This window comes from Pseudidiomarina taiwanensis (genome assembly GCF_003987435.1).
In the GTDB taxonomy this organism is placed as follows: Bacteria; Pseudomonadota; Gammaproteobacteria; order Enterobacterales; family Alteromonadaceae; genus Pseudidiomarina; species Pseudidiomarina taiwanensis.
In genome coordinates, this window is record NZ_PIQG01000003.1 from 184,943 (window position 1) to 207,660 (window position 22,718).

Here is a 22,718-nt window from a genome sequence, read left to right on the forward strand (position 1 = left end):
CCGGATTGTTTCTTTAGAATTTTGAGGAAATGGTCCATGTCTAAAATTACTTCAGTTATTGTTACCACATTGGGCATACTGCCTGTTTTAGGGCTCGCACAAGAGACGGACTCAGCCGTCGACGAGGCCGTCAGCGCCACAGAAGTCATCGTCGTTCATGGCGAATATCGTCGTACTCCAGTGAATCAAGTGGCCAGTAGTGTCGCGGTCATCGATCGTGAAAGTATTGCCAGCCGCGCGGCGACGCATACCGAGGAACTTCTCAATGGCCTTGCCAATATAAATTTTGCGGGTGGCAGTTCTCGCGCCCGCTTTATCCAAATTCGAGGGATTGGCGAGCGCAGTCAATTTGTCGATCCGATTTCAGCCTCCGTTGGGATTCTCTTCGACGGCATCCAATACAGTGGGCTGGGCCAAGTCATGCAGTTATTCGATGTCAGCCAAGTGGAGGTCTATCGCGGACCACAAAGCGGCCGTTTCGGCGCTGATGGGTTGGCCGGCATGATCGTGTTAGAGAGCACCCGCGCGGCAGAGCAGAGCAAAGGGCTCTGGCATTTAGGCATAGGTAATTATGGCGAGCGTCAAGGTGGCTTAGCGCTTGGTGGTGAGCTTGGTCGGCTCGGTCGAGCACAATTGAGTGTTTATCAGCAGCGCACCGATGGCTTTACTGAAAATGCCTACTTGCAGCGTGATGATACTCAGTCGCGTTCGGAGCGGATGGTGCGGCTTAATGTATTCACTGATCTCAGTGATCACTGGCAGGTGCGCACGACCTTGCACCAATTTAAGCAAGACAACGGCTATGATGCCTTTTCGCTCGATAACACCCGCACCACGCTCTCTGATGAGCCCGGTGAAGATGATCTTAGTAGTCGCGCCCAACGTCTCGAATTGAGCTATTTAGGCTGGAATACCAGTGAACTGCAGTTAAGTGGCAGTTGGCTAAGTGCTGATAGTCTTTACAGCTATGATGAGGACTGGAGCTATGTCGGTATTGCGCCAGGTTGGGAATACTCTTCAGTTGATGCGTATCGCCGCGATCGCAATGACCGTACCTTTGAAATTCGTTGGCAAAGTACCCAGCCGCTGGCGCTCTGGGGTTATCAGCATGATTGGGTGGTGGGTTACCATGATTACCGACGCAGCGTAGATTTACAGCGTAATTTCTTGAATTTTGATACCTACCAACCAGACCAATTCAACAGTCGGTATAGCGATGAGCGACGTGCGATCTACGGCGAGTGGACCACTGAGTTGAGCTCTGCATGGCGATTAACTCAAGGGCTCCGACTCGAGCGCTACGATAACGACTATAATGATAGCCAACAAGTTGCTGCTAAGCCGCAGGATACTATGTGGGGTGGACGTTTGAGCCTGAGTTATAGCCCTGAGGCGACCGCGCTTTGGTATGGAACGCTCGCGCGGGGTTATAAAATTGGTGGAGTCAATGGCGAGGCGCTGGGTAAAGTTGAGGGGTCGGGTTTAACCGATTTAACTGAATTTCTGTTGGCTCGCTCAACCTTTGCGCCTGAATTGTTGACCAGTTTCGAGCTTGGTTATAAATGGCAAGCTCCAGCTGCAGATCTACAAACAACCATCGCGTTATTTTCACAGTGGCGTGATGATGTGCAGCTAAAAGGTTGGGTTAATCGCGATCAAGCTTTTGTCGGTTACATTCAAAACGCTGCCAGTGGTCGCAATCAAGGGCTTGAATTACAGCTGCAATGGCAACCATCGCAGGTATTCGAAGTCAGCGCCCAACTGGGCTTATTGGATACCCAAATTGAAGGGTTTATCACTGAAGAGGGGATTGATATGAGTGGTCGCGAGCAAGCTCACGCACCGCGCTATCAGGGCAATATCCAGCTCGACTATGACTTAAGTGATGCGCTCAAATTGACCTTACAGGGCGACTTTAAAGATAGTTTCTATTACTCTGATTCTCACTTTGGTAAGAGTGATGCGTTGCGCCAACTACATGCTCGATTAAGCTGGCAGCTTGCGCAATGGCAGCTCAGTTTCTGGGGGCGTAACTTAACCGATCAGCAGGTTGGTACGCGCGGTTTCTTCTTTGGCAATGACCCACGCATCGAATACGAAGATCGACTTTATCAGCAGTGGGGTGAGCCACGGCGCGTCGGTTTGAGTGTGCAGTACGCGTTTTAATATTAGGTAAAAGCATGTTGGACTTGTTACTCACTTGGTACCATCAAACCAGTGCTTGGGAACTGATTGCGGTGGCAAGTGCGGTGGCTTACTTATTGCTCGCGGCCCATAAATCAATCTGGTGTTGGGCTGCGGCTGGGTTGAGTTGTGCGATCTACGTCGGGATTATGTGGCAGGCACAACTTTACATGCAGGTCTTATTAAATCTCGTCTATCTCGTCATGGCTGGCTATGGCGCTTGGTGTTGGCAGCGGCGCAGCGAATCACCGCAGTCCCCCGCAGCGCCGAGCGCTATATTTCAACCTAAGCGTTGGCAAGTACAGGCCTTGTTGTTGACTGGATTGCTTGCGGTAAGCTTAGTGATCGGGTTGTTATTAACTTGGTATACCGATGCTTCGCAACCTTATCTAGATGCTGGATTAACCGTATTTAGCTTATATGCGACCTACCTATTAGCGCAGCAAGCCTTTAGTAATTGGTTCTATTGGCTGGTCATAGATAGTTGTTATGTGTGGTTGTTCATGCAGCAGCAACTGATCGCAACTGCTGCATTGTATGGCCTATATGTTATCCTCATATTTTATGCCATGTGGCAGTGGCGCAGCGAGAGCAATTCAGCGGAGCAAGCATGCGAGAACAGTGGTTAGAGGATCTTCCTATTGCTCGAGTCGAGCGGCTTGAGCCTATCCACAGTGGCATTTCAAATCAAGTTTATAAGTTGACCGCGGCGGGTCGCAGTTATGTCCTAAAGCACCAACGTTTTAGCCAGAATTATGATCTTAACCGAGCGCAAGAAATTCGCTTACAACGGCAACTCGCGGACTATGGTTTAGCGCCTGAAATTCTATATTACGATGAGCTTCGCGGGCTTGTCCTACAACCCTTTATTGAGCTTCCTCAGTTAGCGCATACTGAACTATCTCATATTGATAAAATAGGCATATCCGCGAAAGTAAGTGCTCGCATACATGATTTAAAAATAACTCTCCCCGACTGGTCGCTAGAGCAACGTATCGACTTGTATTTGCGCCAAATCAAAGTGCTTGATGCAATGGCTGCGAACTATTATCAAAAGCGTTTAGCGCCGTATCGGAGACTACTGCAACAGCCCAGCGAGGCGGCAGCATTTTGCCACAATGATCTTGCGTTTAACCATATCTTCGTCGATGCGAACGCAACCTCCATACAAGTCATTGATTGGGAATATGCCGGTGTTGGCGATCGTTATTTTGACTTTGCCAATACCATTCTATTGAATCAATTCACTGCTGCAGAGAGCGATCATTTTTGTCGTAGCTATCAAGCTCACAGCGGCATTCGTATTGATCGTGAACGACTGAACCCGATGCTTGAATTAACCGATTTAGTCCACCAATTGTGGTTTACCTTGCATCATCAACTGCAGGACAGCATGAATGACTGATACACCTGAGAGTTTCCGTGATCGCCTTTATGACTAACTTGTTGGGTTTGATGGGGTTGGGGCTCATCGCAGCTTATCGAGCGCTGCGACTGCCCCAAGTCTGAGCAAATTAGGCGAGGTAGGCGTTGAGCATCCAAGCCGTTTTTTCTTGCTCTTTAATGTAGTCGCTCATCAGTGCCGCCGTTCCTTCGTCACCAGCGTCACTGGCAAGTTCAAGAATTTCACGCTGCATCCGGATGGTTGTGGTATAGCCTTCAAGTACTGCGTGGACACATGCTTTACCATCGTGAACGTCTTTAATTTCCTGAATTTCACTGGTTTGCACATAGGTCGAATACGCATGCAGTGGGCGTTGACCTAAGGTCAGAATACGCTCTGCAATTTCATCAACCTTCAATAATAAATCATTGTAGGTTTCTTCAAACTTCGCGTGTAATTCAAAAAACTCTTTGCCTTTCACGTTCCAGTGAAAACCACGAACATTCATATAAAAAATTTGATAATTCGCGAGTAGGTTATTTAACCGGGTTGCAAGCTCCTCAGCATGCTTTTGATCTAAGCCTATGACATTTAATTGTTTCATCCTTTGTCCTCATCGGTTTTCTAGCGAATGTAGACTCAGTATAGACACAATTTAGCTTAAATAAAAACGATTAAACTCGATTGTTATCATCGACTTTACCGTCGCGAATATGCTTCTCACCACGCTGTTTGGCGAGCTGAATCTGCTTCTCGCGCTCAGCATAGCGTTGCTTTTGCTCGGCTGATGTTTTGTCGTAACAGTGTGGACAACTGACACCTTTTTGATAATGCTCAGATTGCTTTTCTGCCTCGGTAATTGGCATACGGCAAGCGTAACACTGATCATAATCACCTTGCACAAGGCCATGGCCAACGGTGACGCGTTGGTCAAAAACAAAACACTGACCGTTCCAAGAGCTCTCTTCTGCTGGTACTTCCTCTAGGTATTTTAGAATGCCACCGCGCAGGTGATAGACCTCATCAAAACCTTTTGATTTAAGATATGCGGTTGATTTTTCGCAACGGATCCCACCGGTACAAAACATGGCAACCTTTTTGTGTTTGCTCGGGTCAAGATGTTCTTCGACATACTGAGGAAACTCTCGGAAGCTTTCGGTGTTAGGATTAATGGCGCCCTCGAAGGTGCCAACGGCATATTCGTAGTCGTTGCGCGTATCAATCAAGAGCACTTCAGGGTCACGAATTAGGTCATTCCAATCTTTTGCATCGACATAGGTTCCCACCACATTTTTCGGATCAACCCAATCGATTCCCATGGTCACGATTTCTTTTTTGAGTTTCACTTTAGTGCGGTAAAACGCCTGCTCTTGGCTTGGCGACTCTTTATGTTCGAGGTCACTGAATTCGGGCTGCGCACGGAGAAATTCCAATACCGCATCAATCCCTTCCCGGGTACCGCAAATGGTCCCATTGATCCCTTCACGGGCGAGCAATAAGGTGCCTTTGACTTGGTTTTCGACGAGGCAATGATAGAGGGGTTCACGAAACTCAGCGAAGCGCTGAAACTCAACAAACTTATAGAGTGCTGCACAGATATACATTGGCTTTCCTTCTTTGGCGATTCGGAACGTAAATCCGAGGTCAAAAATGCGGCGCGCAGTATAACATAAAATCTGGAAAAGAGAGGTGAAGCAAAGCGCGACACAAAATGACGCTCGAATGATCTAGTCTATGCCAGTGCGATTCGATAGGATGATGAACGCGCATAGAGAGGACTGACATGAGTGAATTAACACCAGGATTTATTGTTGCCCATAGTCATAGGTTAGAGGAGCTGACCGATCTTGCTGTGGAACTCACACGGAACTATCCTCTCGCCCCACTTTCGACCGAAACGCTGCTGGTACAATCAAACGGAATTGCCCAGTGGCTCAAAATTAATCTCGCGCAAGCTGCAGGTATTGCGGCCATGCTCGATGTCACCTTGCCAGCTCGGTTCCAGTGGCATGCTTACCGTGCAGTGCTTGGTGAGCAGCTCCCAAAAACATCCCCATTTGATAAGGATCGCCTAACCTGGCGAATCTTACGGATTTTACCGGAATTACTGCAGCGTCCAGAATTTAGCGCGTTGCAGAGTTATATGGGTGATTCAGACGATCCGCAAAAGAGTTTTCAACTCGCTGAGCGGCTGGCGGACTTGTTCGACCAATATCAAATTTATCGAGCCGACTGGCTAGCCGACTGGCAACTCGGGAAAGATACGGCGGCCAATGCTGAGCAGAGTTGGCAGCCCATTCTATGGCGCGCTTTGTTGGCAGATGTCGGCGACCAGATGTGGAATAACCGGGCTCAGTTACACCGCCAATTTATCAAAAAGGCGCAGCAACTGACCCCGCAGACGAAACCGGCGAAGCTACCTGAACGAGTGATCATATTTGGGATCTCCAGTTTGCCAGAGCAATTACTTGAAGTCCTTGATGCGTTAAAGGGCTGTATGCAAATCGTTCTGTGCGTGCAAAACCCCTGCCAATATCATTGGGCGGATATTGTTGATGATCGCGATCTACTCCGTATTTATGAGCGATATGAGCGCCGCCAAGCCTATAAACAAGGGATGTCAGCTGAACTAGATGATGAGCAACTCCATGCGAAGGCGCACCCACTATTGGCTGCTTGGGGCAAACAAGGACGAGATTACATTCGCTTGCTAGACAAGTTTGATGAAACTCAAGCCAAAGGTGAGCATTTTAATACGCTTAATTTTGATTTATTCACTGAGCTAGAGCCGCAATCTGTGCTGCAACAATTGCAGAACGATATTTTGCAGTTGAATTCGCTCGCAGAAATTCAAGCGGAGCAACGTGAGTGGCGCCAAGATGATCACTCAATCATGATTCATAGTTGCCACAGTATCCAGCGCGAGGTTGAGGTCTTACATGATCACTTACTGGCCGCATTAGCTGAAGATCCCGAGCTCGAGCCCCGCGATGTTATGGTCATGGTGCCCGATATTGATCTTTATGCAGCTCACATTGAGGCTGTTTTCGGGCGTTATGAGCGCGATGATCCGCGTCATATTCCATTCAGTTTGGCCGACCAAGCGCAACGTCAGCAGCCACTTCTGTTGGCGCTTGAGTTCCTCCTGAGCCTACCGCAACAACGTCTGCGCGCCAGCGATGTGTTTGATTTGTTACAAGTTCCAGCCCTTGCTGAGCGTTTCAGAATCAGTGCCGGTCAGTTACCGCAACTACAACAATGGATTAGCGAGGCAGAAATCCGCTGGGGCTTAGATGAAGCCCATCGAGAGCAGCTCGGACTTCCAGCAGCAGAAGGACGAAACAGTTGGTTGTTTGGCTTACAACGCATGCTGTTCGGTTATGCCGTAGGTCGTGAGGCCGAAGCGGGGCTGTTACCAGAATGGCAGCATACCGTCGCCTATCCTGAAGTGGCGGGGCTTGAGGCCGAGGTGGCTGGCGCGCTAGCGGAGTTTATTCATCGCTTACAGAACTGGCAGCGGCGCTTGCAACAGCAATATGATGCGGCGAGTTGGCGCGTAACACTCGAGCAACTATTAGCGGATTTCTTTGCTCCTGCTGAGGATAGTGATGAACTGCTGTTGCAACGTCTGCAGCATCACTTGCAACAATGGCATGAAGCGATTGATGCGGGCGAGTTTGTCCAACCTTTGTCGTTGCAAGTGGTTCGCGAAAGTTGGTTACAGCGGATGGAACAAAGCTCGCTGCAGCAACGTTTTTTAGCTGGCCGGGTTAACTTTGCCACGCTGATGCCGATGCGGGCTATTCCATTCAAGCATATTTGTATTTTGGGTTTGAATGATGGCGATTATCCTCGCACGCAAAAACCACTCGATTTTGACTTGATGGCACATGACTATCGTCCGGGTGATCGTTCGCATCGGGAGGATGATCGCTATCTCTTCCTTGAAGCGCTGTTATCGGCGCGGCAACGTCTGTATCTGAGTTGGTGTGGACGCAGCATTCGCGACAATACGGAACAGCCGCCGTCGGTATTATTGAGCCAACTCTTTGAACATCTTAAGCAAGGGTGGGAAGGTGCCAAGGAGAGAATTATCGAACATCCTTTGCAGGCCTTTTCACGACGTTATTTTGAACAGGCCAAACCGCAGTTTGGTCAGCTTTTTACCTATGCGGCCGAGTGGCAAGCGCTGCATCAGCAGGGTGAGCTTGCCAAAGTGCAAGCACTGGCGCCTTGGCAAGCACCGCAAGCTTTGAGTTTGAATGATGTACGGCAGTTTTTGGAAGAGCCCGCGCGGTTGTTTTTCAAATTGCGCTTTGGTCTTAACTTAAGTTATTACCAGCAACACAGCGCCGATGATGAATTACAAGCGCCCTCAGGGCTTGATAGTTGGCAACTCCTTGATCGCGTGTTAGCACATCTGCAAGCACAGCTCGAACAGTTTGATGCAACTACTGCAAAACAGCTGCAGATAGATGCTCAAATGAGCCGCTATCTTGCTCAACTTAGCGCGGCTGGAAGTATCCCCGCCGGGGCAGCAGGGCAACTATTGGCTACAGATTTGCGCCGTCCAGCTGAGTTTATTATGTGCAACTACCAGAGCTGCTTTTTGAAGTATCCACAAGCGCTTGAGCCGCAGCGATTGAGTTATCAGTGCAATGGCCTCGAGTTAGAGGAAACGATTCATGGCTTGCGGCGCACTGCAACAGGACAGCTCGCTGCGATTTTCTGTTCTGCTTCGAAAGCTTTGATCAGTTCTCGGGGAAAACGAACGAAGTTTAAGCATTGGTTTCGCCCGCTCCTACAGCACTTGTTGTGCAATACGGTTGAGGCCTGTGAAACACAAGTACTCAGTCAAGATGGCTGCTGGCTACTGCAACCGATTTCAGCGGCGCAAGCAAAAGAGGTACTTGATGGTTTACTCGAGCAGGTCGAACAGGGCTTGTGTGAACCACTTCCAGTGACCTTTGAGTGGTGTGACGAGGATTGGCAAAAAGGGACTTTTGGGTTAGTACAAAATGCCGAGAATGGTTTTATGAGTGAGACCAATACGCCCCATTTTAGCCGCTGTTTTGGTTCTTTTGAGCAGCTTGATCAAGACCTGTTTAATGCCACTGCGGATGCGCTTTATCAGCCATTAGCGGAGTGTTTGCGAAGCTGTTTGGAAGAGAATCAAGCGCAGTTCACCAGCACGGAGGCAGAGGCATGAGCGACGCAACGCTACACAATCTTGAACCACTACGTTTTCCACTGAGTTCGAGTCGATTAATCGAGGCCAGTGCCGGGACCGGTAAAACCTATACCATTGCTGCCTTATATTTGCGTTTGGTCTTGAATCATGGCGGTGAGGAACATGCCTTTGGACGACTGCTGCGGCCGGATCAGATTCTGGTAGTGACGTACACCGAGGCCGCGACAGCTGAATTACGGGATCGGATCCGAGCTCGGTTAACCGAAGCTGCGCGCTATTTTGCCGAGCAAGCTGACAGTGACGATCGCTTTTTGCAGGATTTACGCCGCGACTTTGAAGCGACTGAGTGGCCACAACTTGCGCGGCGTTTGGAGTTAGCGGCACAGGCCATGGATGACGCTGCGGTCCATACCATCCATGGCTGGTGTAATCGCATGTTACGCGAGCACGCCTTTGCCAGCGGTAGTTTGTTTAGTCAGCAGTTGAATACCGATCAACAAGGTTTATGGGAGGATGCCGCCCGCGATTATTGGCGAACCTTTATTAGCTCATTGGGGGACAGCCCCAGCGCCGTTGAGCAATGTGAGCTTATCCAAAAAGCGGTGGGTGATCCGTTGCGCTTAGCCCGCCGGGCAATGCATACGCAGCAACAACTACGCCAAGTGGCTCAGCATACGCAAGTTGATCCCCATACAATTTTGCAAAGCTGGCAGCAGCAACGGGATCAAGCACTCGCACAACTGCGCAGTGAGCAGCACCTGCTCCAAGATGAGTTTGCGGAATTGCGAGTCTATTGTGAGGGGTTATATAAGCAATCAGACCGGGTTAATACGCGGAGTTATCAAAAACAATGGGTTGACCCTATCTTGAATGAAATAGACGATTGGGTCGTTTCATTATCGTCAACTGCAGCAACGCTCGCACCTGATTTAAAGCCGAATATGTGGTTTAGAGTAAGCCTTGATGGGATGGAGAAGGTGTTACATGAGCCCGTCAAAGCACTGCGCGCATTTACGCGGCTCGCGGCAATCAAGCAGCAGGCTGAAAGCCTGCAGCAACCGCAAGCCGCTTTGCTTGAGCATGCGCTGCGCTGGGTTGCCAAGCGCGCCCAACAATTGCAGCAGCAAAATGGCGAGATGGGCTTTGATGATATGCTCACCCGCCTTCAAGATGCGTTAAATGGACCGCAAGGTGAGCAATTCGCTGACTTGATTCGAGCGCAATTCCCGTTGGCGATGATCGATGAGTTTCAAGATACCGATCCTATCCAATATGATATTTTTAACCGTGTCTATCAGCTTGCTCAGCCACGCCCAGATAGCGGTATTATTCTTATTGGCGACCCGAAACAAGCGATCTACTCGTTCCGCAATGCGGATATTTTCACTTATTTGCAAGCCCGCCAAGACACGCAAGGTCGCCACTACACCTTGATGAAAAACTATCGGTCAAGTGCAGCAATGGTGCAAGCAAGCAATCAATTTTTCTTGGCTGCGCAGGATTATCCACAGGGCGTATTTCGCTTCAAAGATGGTGCCGATGATCCGGTTCCTTATGTCGAAGTTGAAGCTAATGGTCGAGATCAAGCCTGGCATGTCGCCGGTAAGGAAGCATCTGCGCTGCAGTTTAATTGGTATGTGAACGATGAAGCGGCAGCGCTATCTGAGCACCAACTACGGCAACAGTTAGCCGATCGCACTGCGGAGCAAATCAGTCACTTGCTCAGCGATCCTGCGACCGGTTTTGCGAATGCGTCCAAGCTGGAGCGATTGCAGCCCGGTGATATTGCGATTTTAGTCAGCGATGGCAAGGAGGCGACTGCGATGCGGCGTGCTCTGAGCAAGCGGCAATTACGCAGCGTGTATTTGTCTGAGCGTGATTCAGTATTTGCAGGCCAGACTGCAATAGAGCTCTATCACATTATCCGCGCTTGTGCTGACCCGTTTAATGATCGGCGGTTACGGGCTGCGCTAGCGACCGATCTCTGTCATCTTCCGTGGCAGCAACTTGAACATGAACTAGGGGATGAGTTGGCGTGGGACCGACGCGTGGAGCAATTTCAGCGTTACCAGCAGCGCTGGCAACAAGCTGGGATTCTGGCCATGTTGGAAGCCGTTTGGCACGAGTTTGATATCCCCCGCTACTTACTCCAACGGGTGGGTGGCGAGCGGACTCTGACCGATCTGCTGCACTTAGCTGAGTTACTGCAACAGCAGAGTCGCGTCTTAGAAGGAAGTCATGCCCTGCTGCGTTATCTTAGCGAACAAATTGATGCTGCCCAAGAGCAGCAACGTACGGATAACAATGCGTTGCAGATTCGTTTAGAAAGCGATAGTAAGTTAATTCAAATCGTGACGATTCATAAATCGAAGGGTTTGCAGTATCCCGTCGTTTTTCTGCCCTTTGTTGGGCGGACCCGAGCAGCAAGTTTTAGACCGGATCAAGCGCCACTGGTCTATCATACTCCGCAAGGACAACTGCAACTGGCTTTTGAGAACAGTTCGACAGCGGTTGAATATGCTGATGCAGAGCGGCTCGCTGAGGATATTCGTAAATTATATGTCGCCATGACTCGGGCCGAATTTGCAACCTATGTGGGGATTGCGCCGTTTAACTCTTTTAGCCAGTCCGCACTGCATTACCTACTGACTGGAACAAGCTTTAAAACGAGTAAGGATCAGCCAGTTGATTATCAACGCGTCCGCGAGCGCATTCAGCATGAAATCAACGAGTTAGATCGCTTTGCTACGGTAACATCCGTTACTGTCGCAAGTGAACCAGCGCCGGAGCTTGCGGTATGTACTCTACCACAGGAATTTAAACGCACGCCATGGTGGGTTGCGAGTTACAGCGCCTTACGCTTTGGCGCGCAAACCACAGCAGATACGACTCAAGATAATACCTTACTTGAAAGTAAATATGATGATGTGCCACAAGTTGAGCAATCGCCACGAGCTGATACGATTCATGCTTTCGCCAAGGGGGCGCAACCTGGAACCTTTTTGCACAATATTCTTGAGCAAGCTGCAAACGATGGTTTTGCCCGCCTTGCTGCGGCAGATTTTGACTTGTCGAGCTGGCTTGCACCGCACACCGAATTACCCAAGTGGCAGCCTTATCATGCAACCTTGGTGACATGGTTACGAGACTACCTTAATACCTCTTTTGTCCTTGCGGATACCGAGGTGGCTTTGCAGCAATTGCAAACGTACCAAGCAGAGCCTGAGTTTTGGTTTAATGCGGAACAGGTCGATGCGCAAACGCTCGATCGCTTGGTCCAAGCACACATCTTACCGGGCCAAGCACGGCCAACTCTCGATAAAATGCAATTAAATGGCATGTTGAAAGGCTTTATTGATTTAACCTTTGAGTGGCAGGGGCGCTATTACGTTTGCGACTATAAATCAAACTATCTTGGTGCTGATGCATCCGCCTATACCCATGAAGCGATGCAGGCGAAGATTTTAGCCGCACGCTATGACCTACAATATGTGCTTTATACCCTCGCTTTACACCGAATTTTAAAAGCTCGATTGGGTTCCAAGTATTGTTATGAAACGCATATCGGCGGTGCGCTTTATTTATTTTTGCGAGGCGCTGAAGCAGAGACGCGAGGAGCATTTTTTGACCGTCCCCCCGCACAACTCATTACCCAGCTTGATAAGCTTTTCGATGGTGCTGCAGTTGCGGTGAAGGAGCCACTATGAACGGAGTCTCAGTGAGTACAATTTGGCAAGCTCTTGAAGTATGGCAGCAGCAGGGGTGGTTAAGGGCACTTGATATCAATTTCGGTCGATATCTGCAGCGGCAATTAGGGGATTCGGAGCAGAGTCTGCAAGTTGCGGTCCTCGCCACGCTCGTCAGCCATAAATTGGGGCAAGGCCACCCTTGTTTAAAGCTTGCCGAATTGAGGCGTAATCCTGATGCCTATCTCCACATTCTGCCAGAGCACTTGCGGCTGAATCCGCAAGCTCTTGATCAGAGTCTCGCCGCTTTTTTGCCAGATCAGATCTTTGCTCAGCAAGAGCCCATGCAATGGCTCGAAACCCTGCAGCAATCTGTTGTATGTAAGGGTGAGCAAAGCCCACTGGTGGTGGTTGAGGATGCGATTTATCTGCGCCGAATGTGGAATTATGAACAAGGTATCAGCGTAGATCTGCAGCGGCGGATGACCCAACAGGTGCCTATTACAGCACCACAGGTCGCCGAACATTTGACGGCACTATTTGGTCCGCCACAAGCGCCTCAGGTAAGTTGGCAACGCCTTGCTTGTGCTATGGCGGTGAAGAGCGGTTTTAGTATGATTACCGGTGGTCCGGGAACGGGCAAAACATACACTGTGGTGCGGTTATTAGCGCTTTTGCAAGCGCTGCATACAGGCGCACAGCCGTTGCGGATCCGCTTAGCCGCACCAACCGGAAAAGCCGCAGCGCGGATGACTGAATCGATCGCGGCGGAACGAGCAAATTTGCCGAATAACTATCAGCAACTACTGAATACCGGAGCAGAGACTGAGTTAACCGCAGTAACCTTGCACCGTTTACTTGGCAGCCAACCTGGCACCCGCGAATTTGTTCATCACCGCCAGCATCAGCTCGCAATCGACGTACTCATTGTTGATGAAGCCTCAATGATTGACATTGAGATGATGGCAGCGATGTGTGCAGCTTTACCGTCCAAGGCGCGGTTGATTTTATTGGGTGATAAAGACCAACTCGCCTCAGTTGAGGCGGGGGCCGTCCTCGGTCAATTGTGTGCTGGTGCTGATGCCGGAGGGTATCAACCCGCTACCGCGAACTGGTTAGAGCAAGCTACGGGAGAGGCGATCCCTGCAAACTATATCGCTACGACCGATACGGTTGCTCCGTATCTCCAACATACGGTGATGTTGCGGGAGAGTCGGCGCTTTGATGCCGAGAAAGGGATTGGCAAACTCGCATTTGAAATTAATCAGCAACAGACCACTTGGCTCAAAAGTTGGCTTGCCGACTCTGCGCAAGCGACGCAGGCTAATCCGAGTTTGGCAAATATTGCGCTATTACAGCCACAGACAGCTGTTGCAAATGAGTTCTACCAGTTTGTGAAAGCAGGTTTGCAGCCACTCCAACAAAGTCTCGCTGAACGACCTGAGCCAAGCGCCACGGATATCGAGTTCGCCGAATGGGCGGCGCGGGTCCTCCGCCAGCTAGGCCAGTTTCAATTACTCACCGCAGTGCGTGAGGGCGAATGGGGGATGCAAGGCCTCAATCAAATGCTTGAGAGCTGGTTCCGCCCAAGCACAAACTCGCGGGAGCGCTGGTATCACGGCCGTCCAGTGATGATGACTCACAATGATTATCAGCTTGATTTGCGCAATGGTGATATTGGGATCGCCCTTGCGACGCGTCCGGATGAGCCACTGCGAGTTGCATTTCCAGCTCTTGGGGAGAGCACAGAATTACCGGTACGCTGGCTGATGCCAAGTCGCTTGAATCAAGTAGAAACGGTTTACGCAATGACAGTTCACAAATCACAGGGGTCTGAGTTTGTGCATACAGCGTTGGTGTTACCGGCTCATGATAGCCCGATTCTGACCAAAGAGTTACTCTATACCGGAGTAACTCGGGCGCGCGAGCAGTTTACCTTGATTGCGGCGCAGCCGAAGTTAGCCCTGAAGGCAACTCAGCGCCGGGTTGAGCGATACGGCGGTCTTTAAGTTGTAGTGGTAGGTTACGTTTCAGTTAACCGAGTTGATAGCGCCCTTCAAGGCGTTGCAAATGGTCCTCAGCACCACAGATCTGATAACTGCCATTGCCGTCATCGTCACTCGTTTGATGCCAGAGCTTAATCTCTGCCGGTAATGGCACGGGACGTTTGAAGGTGACTTCAATAGCGGTTAACGGGCGCTGATGGAAGCGTTCCAGTTCAGCTTGAGCGCGCGCTGCCATGTACATACCGTGAATGATGGGTTGGGCAAAACCGAACCAACGCGAGAGCCACGGATGCAGGTGAATTGGATTAAAGTCACCAGATAGTCGCGCGTATTCGCGTGCAGTCGTCTCAGTAAGCTTCCAACTATCGTGACCATGCCACTCGGCTGCAGGCTCGGCACAGCTTTTTTGCTCACGCTTTTTGCTCGGTTTGCCCCGATCCTTAGGCATCACTTGATATTCACTAAGACACGAGGCGACATGTTGTTCGTTTTGATAAAAGTCGACCGTAAACAGCGGCCGTAACCGTCGCGCAGACACTTTCGGTCCGCGTGCAGGAATCGCCACATGCGCGGTCAATTGAAAGCCTTGTGTTGAGTCAATCGGTGCGTGTTGGCGCAGGGCATTGCTAACATGCACGAGTCCAGGAGCAGGCCATGGAAAATCCGGCTCCAACATTTGCGCTAAATGCACGCGTTGCGCAAGACAATATAAGAGTGCGAGCGGCAATTCACTGCGAAATCCAGCAAAACTGTCCTGAAACGCTTGTTGTTGCGCAGGGGAAAATGCAGGTGCTTGATAATATGCCGTCAGTTCAAACGCGTCTGCAGCAGCCACGTCTTTACGGGCAACAGTAAATAGCGAGCGGAAAAACATGCTCGGTAAACTGGCAAGGGATTTGAACTGTTCGGGTGCCGCTGTGGCCGCCATATTATTGCACCTTGAGCTTCTGCAAAAACATTAGTTTAACATTAATTCCCCAGCGGTTGGATCATTTTACTTATTTTAGGTATTGACGAAATAAAGATTATCTTCCATATTGAAGGGGTAGTTTAGAATAGAACGAAATAATGGAGTCCACAATGACTAATGTAACAGTTGTGGGTGCTGGCCTAGGTGGTGTTTCCGTTGCTTTTGAATTGCGTGAGCGACTTGGGAAAGATGTCAGTATCGACGTAATCGGTGAATCCGATGAGTTTAATTTTGTCCCATCAAATCCATGGGTTGCACTCGGCACGCGGACACGTGACGAAGTCGTGATGCCAATCGATAAATATTTTGGCAAACGCAAAATTGGTTTTTCCAGCGCCGGCGTAACAGCAATTGATGCTGAGCAGAAAAAGCTGACCCTCGGTGATGGTAGTGTGCGCGATTATGATTATTTAGTCCTCTGCACGGGACCGCGTCTGGCCTTTGAAAATATTGAGGGTGCAGGACCTGAGCAAGGTTTCACTCACTCAATTTGTACGGTTGATCACGCTGTTGAGGCCGGTAAAGAAGTTGCTGAGCTGTATGAGAATCCGGGTCCTGTCCTGATTGGTGCATTACCTGGAGCGAGCTGCTTCGGCCCAGCCTACGAGTATGTGCTATCACTTGAGTATGAACTACGCAAACGTAAAATCCGTGACCAAGTGCCGATCACTTTTGTCACTCCAGAACCTTATGTTGGCCATATGGGGCTGGGTGGTGTTGGTGACTCCAAAGGTCTGCTTGAGCATAAGTTCCGTGAACATGGGATCAAGTGGATTTGTAATGCCAAGGTTACTCATTTTGAAAAAGGCACGGCGCACTTTGAACAGTTTGACGATTTTGGCAAATCATTGGGTGAGAAATCTTTACCATTCCAACATGCGATGTTTTTACCGGCCTTTAAAGGTAGTGAAGCGGTTGCTGCAGTGCCCGAACTATGTAACCCGAAAGGCTTTGTGATAACCGACAAACATCAGCGTTCACCAGCTTATCCAAATATTTTTGCCGCAGGCGTTTGTGTTGCGCTCGCACCGATTGAAGAGACTACGATACCTGTCGGAGCTCCGAAGACCGGGCTAATGATTGAATCGATGACCACGGCGATCGTTGATAATATCAAAGCGGACATCGAGCAACGCGACGAATTAACTGAACCAAGCCTAAGTGCACTCTGTTTGGCGGATATGGGTAATACCGGTGCAGCTTTCTTGGCTGTTCCTCAGAACCCTCCGCGTAATCGGAACTGGACTGGTTCAGGACGTTGGGTCCACTTGGCTAAGATCGCCTTTGAAAAATACTTTATGTATAAAGTCCGACGCGGCACCAGCGAACCAATTTATGAAAAAATTGGGTTACGCATGATGGGTGTGAAACGCACCAAATCATAACCTTTACCGCAATGATAAAAGGCTCCTTTACGGGGCCTTTTTTGTTTGTTTAAGCGGTTAACACGCCGATGATCAGCAGGGCAATAAAGGCGATGGCGAGTAACACAAGATAACCGATCATGGTTAAAAGAAACTTCCATAAAGTGAGTGGCCAGCTCTGCTGATAGAACAGTTTTTGGGTAAAGAGCAAATAGGCCGGAATCCAAATAAATGCGATTTGTTCGAGCCAAGCGTAGGTTTCATTAATAATCGACCAGCCGGTTAAACGACTTAATTGGCTACTGGCCAGTTCAACCAGAAAGATCAGGGTGATACTCAACAAAATAAACGCATGAGTATGCAAACAGACGGTGAGATGCTCGAGGTAATACCGTTTTCTAAAGAGGTATAATAATTTCAGATAAAGCGCAAAAAACGGCAGCATTACCAGCATCATTTGCGGTGCGAGTGAGAGTAAGCGCTGTCGCAAAACTCGCGGGTTATCGAGCAGGTACTCTAGTTTCGCTTGAACGAAGGCTTGGTCTTCAGCATTCAAAAAACTTAAGTTTAGGTTTAACTGATCGATATCGACGGTATCTTTCTCTGCAGGCGTCGATGCAGGCTCTGAGTCGGTTGTGACTTGTTCAGCTTTCGCTTGTGTCTCGATCAATTGCTGGTCTGGCGTATCAATCAGTGAGCCTAAAATTAAAAATGCAATGAGCGAAACTAAAAAATAAAGCCGCAGTGGCGGAACATAGGCGGCGTGGCGGCCACGAACAAATTCAAGTGAGAGAAAAGCGGGGCGAAACAGCAGCCCAGCTATGGTGCGATAAAAACGCGAGTCGTAATGACCAATTTCACCAAATAAATCACCCACAACGGCGAAGATATTGCGCAAATATAGACGGTCGTGCTGACCGCAAGAGTGACAAAACTCCCCTTGCAGTGGAGTTTCACAGTTTTTACAGTGTGGTTGCGGTGGAGACGATTCAGCCGCCGCAGCGGCCGAATCTGAAGTTCGAGATAATTCCATTAATTATCGTCTTTCTTCTTTTCTTTCTTTTTATCTTTTTTGTCCTTATCGGCTTTTTCAGCGTCGTCCTGACCTTGTGCCGCTTTCATCTGCTCGCGCTGCGCCTCACGTTCCGCTTTAAGAGCTTCCTTCTCTGCCTTCATTTGTTCACGCAAAGCATCTCGCTCAGTCTTAGCTGCTGCCGCCTTTTCGCGTGCTTCCGTAGTAGTTTGCTGACCTTTGTCAGCCTGTTGCGCTTGTAATGGCAGCGCGTTACTGGCAACCGTCGTGAAGGTAGCTGCAATCGCGATAACAAGTATGATGAGTTTTTTCATTGTCATTCTCCCGTGTATTTAGTTGTGGGTTCGAGAGTAATTAAAGCCTCATTTAACCCATCATGCGAGTCGTTTAATTTGTTTTTACTTTGTCATAAACAAGTTTAAGGCCAGCCGCCTTCATGCTCTAACAACCATTTTTTAATGCTTATTCCACCAGCGTAGCCCACCAATTTTCGATTTGCACCAATAATTCGATGGCACGGAATGATTAATGCAATAGGGTTACTGCGGTTCGCCATACCAACTGCCCGCACCGCTTTAGGGTTGTGAATCCGATTGGCAATCTCCCCATAACTGCTGGTTTCACCGAATTTAATCTGTTGCAGCTGGCGCCACACCTGTTGTTGGAAAAGTGTCCCATGTGGCTTGAGAGGGAGATCAAATTGCCGGAGTTGACCCTGAAAATAGCCGTTAATCTGCCGTTTCGCCTCCTCTAAGAGAGCACATGAGTTTTCCCGCAGCGCGTGGGTGGAGAGACTGAGTTGGGTTAATGCAACCCCATCACTGGCAAGTTGAAGCGGTCCGATTGGACTGTTCATGGTGATTTCAAAGCTCATGTGAGTTCTCTCGGCCTATGCGACTGTGCTAGGGTTGACACAGGTTAAGCATAGAAGAGAACTCATGAGAAATAAACGTCGTTTTGAATTTGGCCCAGCAACCTTGGTGGCCGCTGCATTTATTGGCCCAGGAACGGTGGTGACCGCAACCCTTGCAGGTGCAAACTTTGGCTATGCGCTGCTCTGGGCTTTACTGTTTTCAATTGCGGCAACCATAGTTCTACAAGAGATGGCAGCGCGACTTGGAATTGTTACGCAAAAGGGGCTAGGGGAGTCGATCGCAAGTTTTGTACAGCAGCCCTGGTTACGCTACGGGTTGTTTACTCTTATTTTACTGGCGGTGGTGGTTGGCAACAGTGTCTATCAAGGCGGCAACTTAAGCGGTGCGCGACTTGGTTTAGTCGAGCTGATACCTTGGCTTCCGAGTCAGAGCATTCCGTTCATACTTGCAGTGGTGGCAGGAATCATTTTATGGGCGGGTCATTACCGTCTGATTGAGCGTGTATTGATCGCATTAGTTGCGGTGATGAGTTTTGCCTTTTTGGCAACTTTTGTACTGACTCAGCCGGTGTGGTCAGAGTTATGGCAAGGACTTTTACAACCAAGTATTCCCACCGGAGCAACCCTAACGGTGATTGCTCTCATTGGGACCACAGTCGTTCCCTATAACCTGTTTTTGCATGCTTCAGCGGTTGCCCAAAAATGGCATGCAGCGGAAGACTTACGCTATGCTCGGCGCGATATTTGGGTGTCGGTACCGCTCGGCGGGATTATCTCAATGGCGATTGTCGCAAGTGCCGCCAGTGCATTTTTTGGCCGAGCGATTGAGATTAATAGTGCGGCAGATATGAGCCGCAGTTTGCAACCACTCTTTGGCGATGCGGCAAGCCTGTTTATGGCGGTAGGTCTATTCTCCGCAGGATTATCTTCAGCACTCACTGCACCACTTGCAGCTGCATACGCACTGGCCGGTATGTTTGGCTTTAAAGGCGGTTTACAAGGTCGTGCATTCCGCGCAACCTGGTTGATTATTTTAGTCATCGGGACGGTCATTGCCTCGCTGGGTTGGCGACCGATTGAGGTGATCTGGGTTGCACAAATAGCGAACGGCTTGTTACTCCCACTTATGGCAGCCTTCTTAATTTGGGCCTGTAACCGACCGGAACTTGGCCAATACCGTAATGCCTGGTGGCAAAATGCAGTTGCCGTGTTGGTGTGGTGTGTTGCCCTAGCGCTAGGTGTACGCAGTATCGGGAGTGCTGTGGGGTTGTGGTGATTAGTGCCCGAAACGTAATTCGAGTTCAACTCCAACCAACCAATGTGATGAGCGCTTCTCGGTGAGCTCTTCGCGGGGCCAATGCATCCCGATCCAGCTTTCTAGGTAGAGCCAGTCGCGATGAAGTCGCGAGCGATGGAGTGCACGAACCCCATGGTCATGAAGCGGGATCAGGGTGTCGGTTTCACCGTACCACCAGACTTCAGCACCGATCGCACGTTCGGGATGGTACATGTAGAAAACTTTGTTGGATGCATGCCAGCGCACCCCCTCGGTACGTTCGGCGTAGGTGCCGCGAACCCAAAACTTATTGAACCACTTATCGCTGATGGCAAAGTCATGGGCGAGTGTTTGTGCTACCCCGAAGCCATCGCTGTCGCGCCAAAATCCGACGGTTTGCAGTAAAAGTTCGGTCCTTTCGGTGACGATAGTCTCAAAGGTATAGCGACTTTGCACATACGGGTCGAGATCTAAGCCCCCGCGAAACCCAGCACTAAACGAGAGTCTGTGCTGCTCGCCGACGTCGGGCGCAAAACCCAGTCCAAGCATCCACTCCTCATCGGCGTCATCGCGTCGAATGACGGACGGCCGGGTACGGCGTTGGTCATTAATAAAGTCATCAAAGGTGTCGCGCCCAATAAAGGCAGAGAATTGCTGTTCAGCGTGCGGTAAGACAACGCTGGCGCGGAAACTTGAATCGACTTGAAAGCCGTCGTAGCCACTCCATTCTGGCCTGAGGGTTAAGCGACCATAGGTGTTTTCATACTCACTAATATCAATGTCATCACCAAAAAATGAGTCAAGCCAAGCTGCGGTATGCTGAACTGACCAAGCGAGGTCGTCACGGAATTCATCTATAAAAGGTTGCTCTGGTTCAGCCGTCGTTGCAGGGCTTTGGTCCTGAGCGAAGCTGACAGAAGCACTTAATGCGAGCAGCACAAGTCCGCAAAAGGTAAAGGCGTGATAGCTTTTTTGAATAAGACGAGCCGACATGGTCCCCTCCTGACGCTCATCTTTTGAACATACAAGAAGTTGATGAATTGTGCCAGCTCGTCAGTGCAGATTCATTAAATACTGACTCGTTTGTATTGACGATACTCAGGTTGCCAGAAATTAGCTTCGATACGCTCTTGTAAGATTTCATCCGTCACAGCTAGCGCAAGCTCTTGCTCCTGTGCAACTTTCGCCACTGCGAAGGCAATTTTCTTACTTAGCTCTGCAACATGAGTAAGCGCCGGTAGTAAGTGCTCACCTTCACCATTCGCAAGAGGCGAGTGTTCGGCCAGCGTTTCACTCGCAGCCATTAGCATTTTATAACTAATGCGCTGGGCCTTTATCGCCAACACTCCGAGTCCGATACCGGGGAAAATATAGCTGTTATTGCATTGCGCAATAGGATATTGCTTACCCTCGTATGCAACGGCTTGGTATGGGCTACCGGTCGCTACAATCGCATCACCTTGAGTCCACTCGATGATTTGTTGAGGATGCGCCTCAATCTGCCGTGATGGATTTGAAAGTGGGAATATAATCGGTCTTTGAGTGGCTTGGTGCATCGCTTTAATGACCTGCTCGGTAAACAACCCAGGTTGTCCGGAAACGCCGATTAGAATCCCGGGTTTAGCACAGTGCATGACGTCCAATAGCGAAGGATACTGGCCACTATATTGCCAATCAGCCAGTCGCTCATTGCGTTGTACCAAGGCTTGTTGGAAGTCGCGTAAATCTGACATCCCTTCAGTAAGCAAGCCAAATCGGTCAACCATAAAGATCTGCTGGCGCGCCTGCTGGTCGGTCAGACCCTCAGCGACCATTTGTTGAATGATTTGCTCAGCGATACCACAGCCGGCTGAACCGGCCCCTACGAATGCCACGCGTTGATCGCGCAGGCGTACTTGCTTCGCTTTACATGCAGCGAGAAGTGTACCGACTGTTACCGCGGCGGTGCCTTGAATATCATCATTAAAGCAGCAGTAGTCATGGCGATACTTGCGCAGAATGGGCATGGCATTGGGTTGGGCAAAATCTTCAAACTGGATCATCGCTTCCGGCCAACGACGTTTGACCGCTTTCATGAAGATTTCGATAAATTCATCATAGTCGGCTTGGTCAATCCGTTTGTGGCGGGCCCCCATATACATAGGGTCGTTGAGTAGTTTTTCATTATTGGTGCCAACATCCAAACAGACGGGCAGCGTATAAGCTGGGCTAATACCGCCACAGGCCGTGTATAAACTCAGTTTGCCGATTGGAATGCCCATCCCCCCGATACCTTGGTCGCCTAAGCCGAGAATCCGTTCACCGTCGGTGACCACTATGACTTTTACTTTTCGTTTCGTGGCGTTGCGAAGGATATCGTCGATTTGATGACGATCTTCATAGGAAATGAAAAGCCCACGCGAACTGCGGTAAATGTCAGAGAATTGCTCGCAGGCATCGCCCACAGTTGGGGTGTAAATAATTGGCATCATCTCTTCGAGATGATCTTTCAAAAGGCGATAAAACAGGGTTTCGTTGTTATCTTGAATCGCCCGTAAATAAATATGTTTATTTAAAGCCGTATCAAAACTTGAGTATTGCATGTAACAACGTTTAACTTGTTCATCAATGCTCTCATAGCGAGGCGGAAGAAGCCCGGTGAGGTTAAATGCCGCACGCTCTTCTCGGGTAAATGCGCTACCCTTATTGAGTAAGGGGGTTTCAAGCAAATTGGGGCCTGCATAAGGGATATACAACGGACTCTTCATGAA

Annotated in this window: 16 protein-coding genes; 8 read left to right on the top strand and 8 right to left on the bottom strand. The window is 49.6% G+C overall.

Features of this window, described 5'->3' with window-relative positions; genetic code table 11:
* The first annotated feature begins 36 nt into the window (after positions 1-36).
* From CWI83_RS07640 to CWI83_RS07650, 3 genes are read left to right on the top strand one after another with little or no spacing between them, the layout of a single operon-like run.
* The gene (locus CWI83_RS07640) at positions 37-2,166 is read left to right on the top strand and encodes a TonB-dependent receptor (protein ID WP_126827752.1); all 2,130 of its coding nucleotides are present in this window, start codon (positions 37-39) and stop codon (positions 2,164-2,166) included.
* A gap of 14 nt (positions 2,167-2,180) precedes the next feature.
* The gene (gene pnuC / locus CWI83_RS07645) at positions 2,181-2,813 is read left to right on the top strand and encodes a nicotinamide riboside transporter PnuC (RefSeq protein WP_126827754.1); all 633 of its coding nucleotides are present in this window, start codon (positions 2,181-2,183) and stop codon (positions 2,811-2,813) included.
* Positions 2,795-3,589, top strand: a complete 795-nt coding sequence (locus CWI83_RS07650) for a phosphotransferase (RefSeq protein WP_126827756.1) — start codon at positions 2,795-2,797, stop codon at positions 3,587-3,589. The genes pnuC and CWI83_RS07650 overlap by 19 nt, the downstream gene beginning before the upstream one ends.
* Positions 3,590-3,698: 109 nt before the next feature.
* Here the strand turns inward: CWI83_RS07650 and CWI83_RS07655 are convergent, their stop codons facing one another.
* Positions 3,699-4,172, bottom strand: coding sequence for a Dps family protein (locus CWI83_RS07655; RefSeq protein ID WP_126827758.1), 474 nt, complete (start codon positions 4,170-4,172; stop codon positions 3,699-3,701).
* Between the two features lie 70 nt (positions 4,173-4,242).
* Positions 4,243-5,172 carry an oxygen-dependent tRNA uridine(34) hydroxylase TrhO gene (gene trhO, locus CWI83_RS07660; protein WP_126827760.1) on the bottom strand — a complete coding sequence of 310 codons (930 nt, stop codon included), beginning with the start codon at positions 5,170-5,172 and terminating at the stop codon, positions 4,243-4,245.
* Positions 5,173-5,351: 179 nt separating this feature from the next.
* Between trhO and recC the strand changes: the two genes are divergently transcribed.
* The 3 genes from recC to recD are packed head-to-tail and all read left to right on the top strand — an operon-like array spanning position 5,352 to position 14,454.
* Complete coding sequence (recC, locus tag CWI83_RS07665) at positions 5,352-8,777, top strand: exodeoxyribonuclease V subunit gamma (protein ID WP_126827762.1); 3,426 nt, start codon at positions 5,352-5,354, stop codon at positions 8,775-8,777.
* Positions 8,774-12,466 carry an exodeoxyribonuclease V subunit beta gene (gene recB, locus CWI83_RS07670; protein ID WP_126827764.1) on the top strand — a complete coding sequence of 1,231 codons (3,693 nt, stop codon included), beginning with the start codon at positions 8,774-8,776 and terminating at the stop codon, positions 12,464-12,466. Before recC ends, recB begins: the two co-directional genes overlap by 4 nt.
* Entirely contained in the window at positions 12,463-14,454 is a 1,992-nt protein-coding gene (recD, locus tag CWI83_RS07675) for an exodeoxyribonuclease V subunit alpha (protein WP_126827766.1), read from the top strand. Before recB ends, recD begins: the two co-directional genes overlap by 4 nt.
* Before the next feature lie 25 nt (positions 14,455-14,479).
* Here the strand turns inward: recD and CWI83_RS07680 are convergent, their stop codons facing one another.
* Positions 14,480-15,379, bottom strand: a complete 900-nt coding sequence (locus CWI83_RS07680; RefSeq protein WP_126827768.1) for a MaoC family dehydratase — start codon at positions 15,377-15,379, stop codon at positions 14,480-14,482.
* Between the two features lie 152 nt (positions 15,380-15,531).
* Here CWI83_RS07680 and CWI83_RS07685 point away from each other — a divergent pair, with 152 nt between their 5' ends.
* Positions 15,532-16,806 carry an NAD(P)/FAD-dependent oxidoreductase gene (locus CWI83_RS07685; RefSeq protein WP_126827770.1) on the top strand — a complete coding sequence of 425 codons (1,275 nt, stop codon included), beginning with the start codon at positions 15,532-15,534 and terminating at the stop codon, positions 16,804-16,806.
* Positions 16,807-16,855: 49 nt separating this feature from the next.
* Here CWI83_RS07685 and CWI83_RS07690 read toward each other — a convergent pair whose 3' ends face one another.
* The 3 genes from CWI83_RS07690 to CWI83_RS07700 all read right to left on the bottom strand — a co-directional run bounded on the left by CWI83_RS07690 (position 16,856) and on the right by CWI83_RS07700 (position 18,692).
* Complete coding sequence (locus CWI83_RS07690) at positions 16,856-17,818, bottom strand: DUF3667 domain-containing protein (protein ID WP_126827772.1); 963 nt, start codon at positions 17,816-17,818, stop codon at positions 16,856-16,858.
* The gene (locus CWI83_RS07695; RefSeq protein WP_126827774.1) at positions 17,818-18,132 is read right to left on the bottom strand and encodes a hypothetical protein; all 315 of its coding nucleotides are present in this window, start codon (positions 18,130-18,132) and stop codon (positions 17,818-17,820) included. The genes CWI83_RS07690 and CWI83_RS07695 overlap by 1 nt, the downstream gene beginning before the upstream one ends.
* 104 nt (positions 18,133-18,236) lie before the next feature.
* Positions 18,237-18,692 (bottom strand): methylated-DNA--[protein]-cysteine S-methyltransferase, encoded by a 456-nt coding sequence (locus CWI83_RS07700; protein ID WP_126827776.1) that lies wholly within the window; start codon positions 18,690-18,692, stop codon positions 18,237-18,239.
* A 64-nt stretch (positions 18,693-18,756) separates the two neighbouring features.
* On the opposite strand from CWI83_RS07700, the gene CWI83_RS07705 reads away from it, so the two are divergent.
* Positions 18,757-19,968, top strand: a complete 1,212-nt coding sequence (locus tag CWI83_RS07705) for an Nramp family divalent metal transporter (protein ID WP_126827778.1) — start codon at positions 18,757-18,759, stop codon at positions 19,966-19,968.
* Here the strand turns inward: CWI83_RS07705 and CWI83_RS07710 are convergent, their stop codons facing one another.
* Together CWI83_RS07710 and CWI83_RS07715 are read right to left on the bottom strand one after the other, a co-directional pair.
* Positions 19,969-20,961, bottom strand: coding sequence for a hypothetical protein (locus tag CWI83_RS07710; protein WP_126827780.1), 993 nt, complete (start codon positions 20,959-20,961; stop codon positions 19,969-19,971).
* 74 nt (positions 20,962-21,035) lie between these two features.
* Entirely contained in the window at positions 21,036-22,715 is a 1,680-nt protein-coding gene (locus CWI83_RS07715) for an NAD-dependent malic enzyme (RefSeq protein ID WP_126827782.1), read from the bottom strand.
* Positions 22,716-22,718 lie beyond the last annotated feature (3 nt).

What these genes read in the sequence shown, in the direction of transcription:
- trhO (WP_126827760.1), bottom strand. Translation starts at nt 5,172, where the DNA reads ATGTATATCTGTGCAGCACTCTATAAGTTTGTTGAGTTTCAGCGCTTC.
- CWI83_RS07715 (WP_126827782.1), bottom strand. Translation starts at nt 22,715, where the DNA reads ATGAAGAGTCCGTTGTATATCCCTTATGCAGGCCCCAATTTGCTTGAA.
- CWI83_RS07700 (WP_126827776.1), bottom strand. Translation starts at nt 18,692, where the DNA reads ATGAGCTTTGAAATCACCATGAACAGTCCAATCGGACCGCTTCAACTT.
- CWI83_RS07655 (WP_126827758.1), bottom strand. Translation starts at nt 4,172, where the DNA reads ATGAAACAATTAAATGTCATAGGCTTAGATCAAAAGCATGCTGAGGAG.
- CWI83_RS07705 (WP_126827778.1), top strand. Translation starts at nt 18,757, where the DNA reads ATGAGAAATAAACGTCGTTTTGAATTTGGCCCAGCAACCTTGGTGGCC.
- recB (WP_126827764.1), top strand. Translation starts at nt 8,774, where the DNA reads ATGAGCGACGCAACGCTACACAATCTTGAACCACTACGTTTTCCACTG.
- CWI83_RS07695 (WP_126827774.1), bottom strand. Translation starts at nt 18,132, where the DNA reads ATGAAAAAACTCATCATACTTGTTATCGCGATTGCAGCTACCTTCACG.
- recD (WP_126827766.1), top strand. Translation starts at nt 12,463, where the DNA reads ATGAACGGAGTCTCAGTGAGTACAATTTGGCAAGCTCTTGAAGTATGG.
- pnuC (WP_126827754.1), top strand. Translation starts at nt 2,181, where the DNA reads ATGTTGGACTTGTTACTCACTTGGTACCATCAAACCAGTGCTTGGGAA.
- CWI83_RS07710 (WP_126827780.1), bottom strand. Translation starts at nt 20,961, where the DNA reads ATGTCGGCTCGTCTTATTCAAAAAAGCTATCACGCCTTTACCTTTTGC.
- recC (WP_126827762.1), top strand. Translation starts at nt 5,352, where the DNA reads ATGAGTGAATTAACACCAGGATTTATTGTTGCCCATAGTCATAGGTTA.
- CWI83_RS07650 (WP_126827756.1), top strand. Translation starts at nt 2,795, where the DNA reads ATGCGAGAACAGTGGTTAGAGGATCTTCCTATTGCTCGAGTCGAGCGG.
- CWI83_RS07690 (WP_126827772.1), bottom strand. Translation starts at nt 17,818, where the DNA reads ATGGAATTATCTCGAACTTCAGATTCGGCCGCTGCGGCGGCTGAATCG.
- CWI83_RS07685 (WP_126827770.1), top strand. Translation starts at nt 15,532, where the DNA reads ATGACTAATGTAACAGTTGTGGGTGCTGGCCTAGGTGGTGTTTCCGTT.
- CWI83_RS07640 (WP_126827752.1), top strand. Translation starts at nt 37, where the DNA reads ATGTCTAAAATTACTTCAGTTATTGTTACCACATTGGGCATACTGCCT.
- CWI83_RS07680 (WP_126827768.1), bottom strand. Translation starts at nt 15,379, where the DNA reads ATGGCGGCCACAGCGGCACCCGAACAGTTCAAATCCCTTGCCAGTTTA.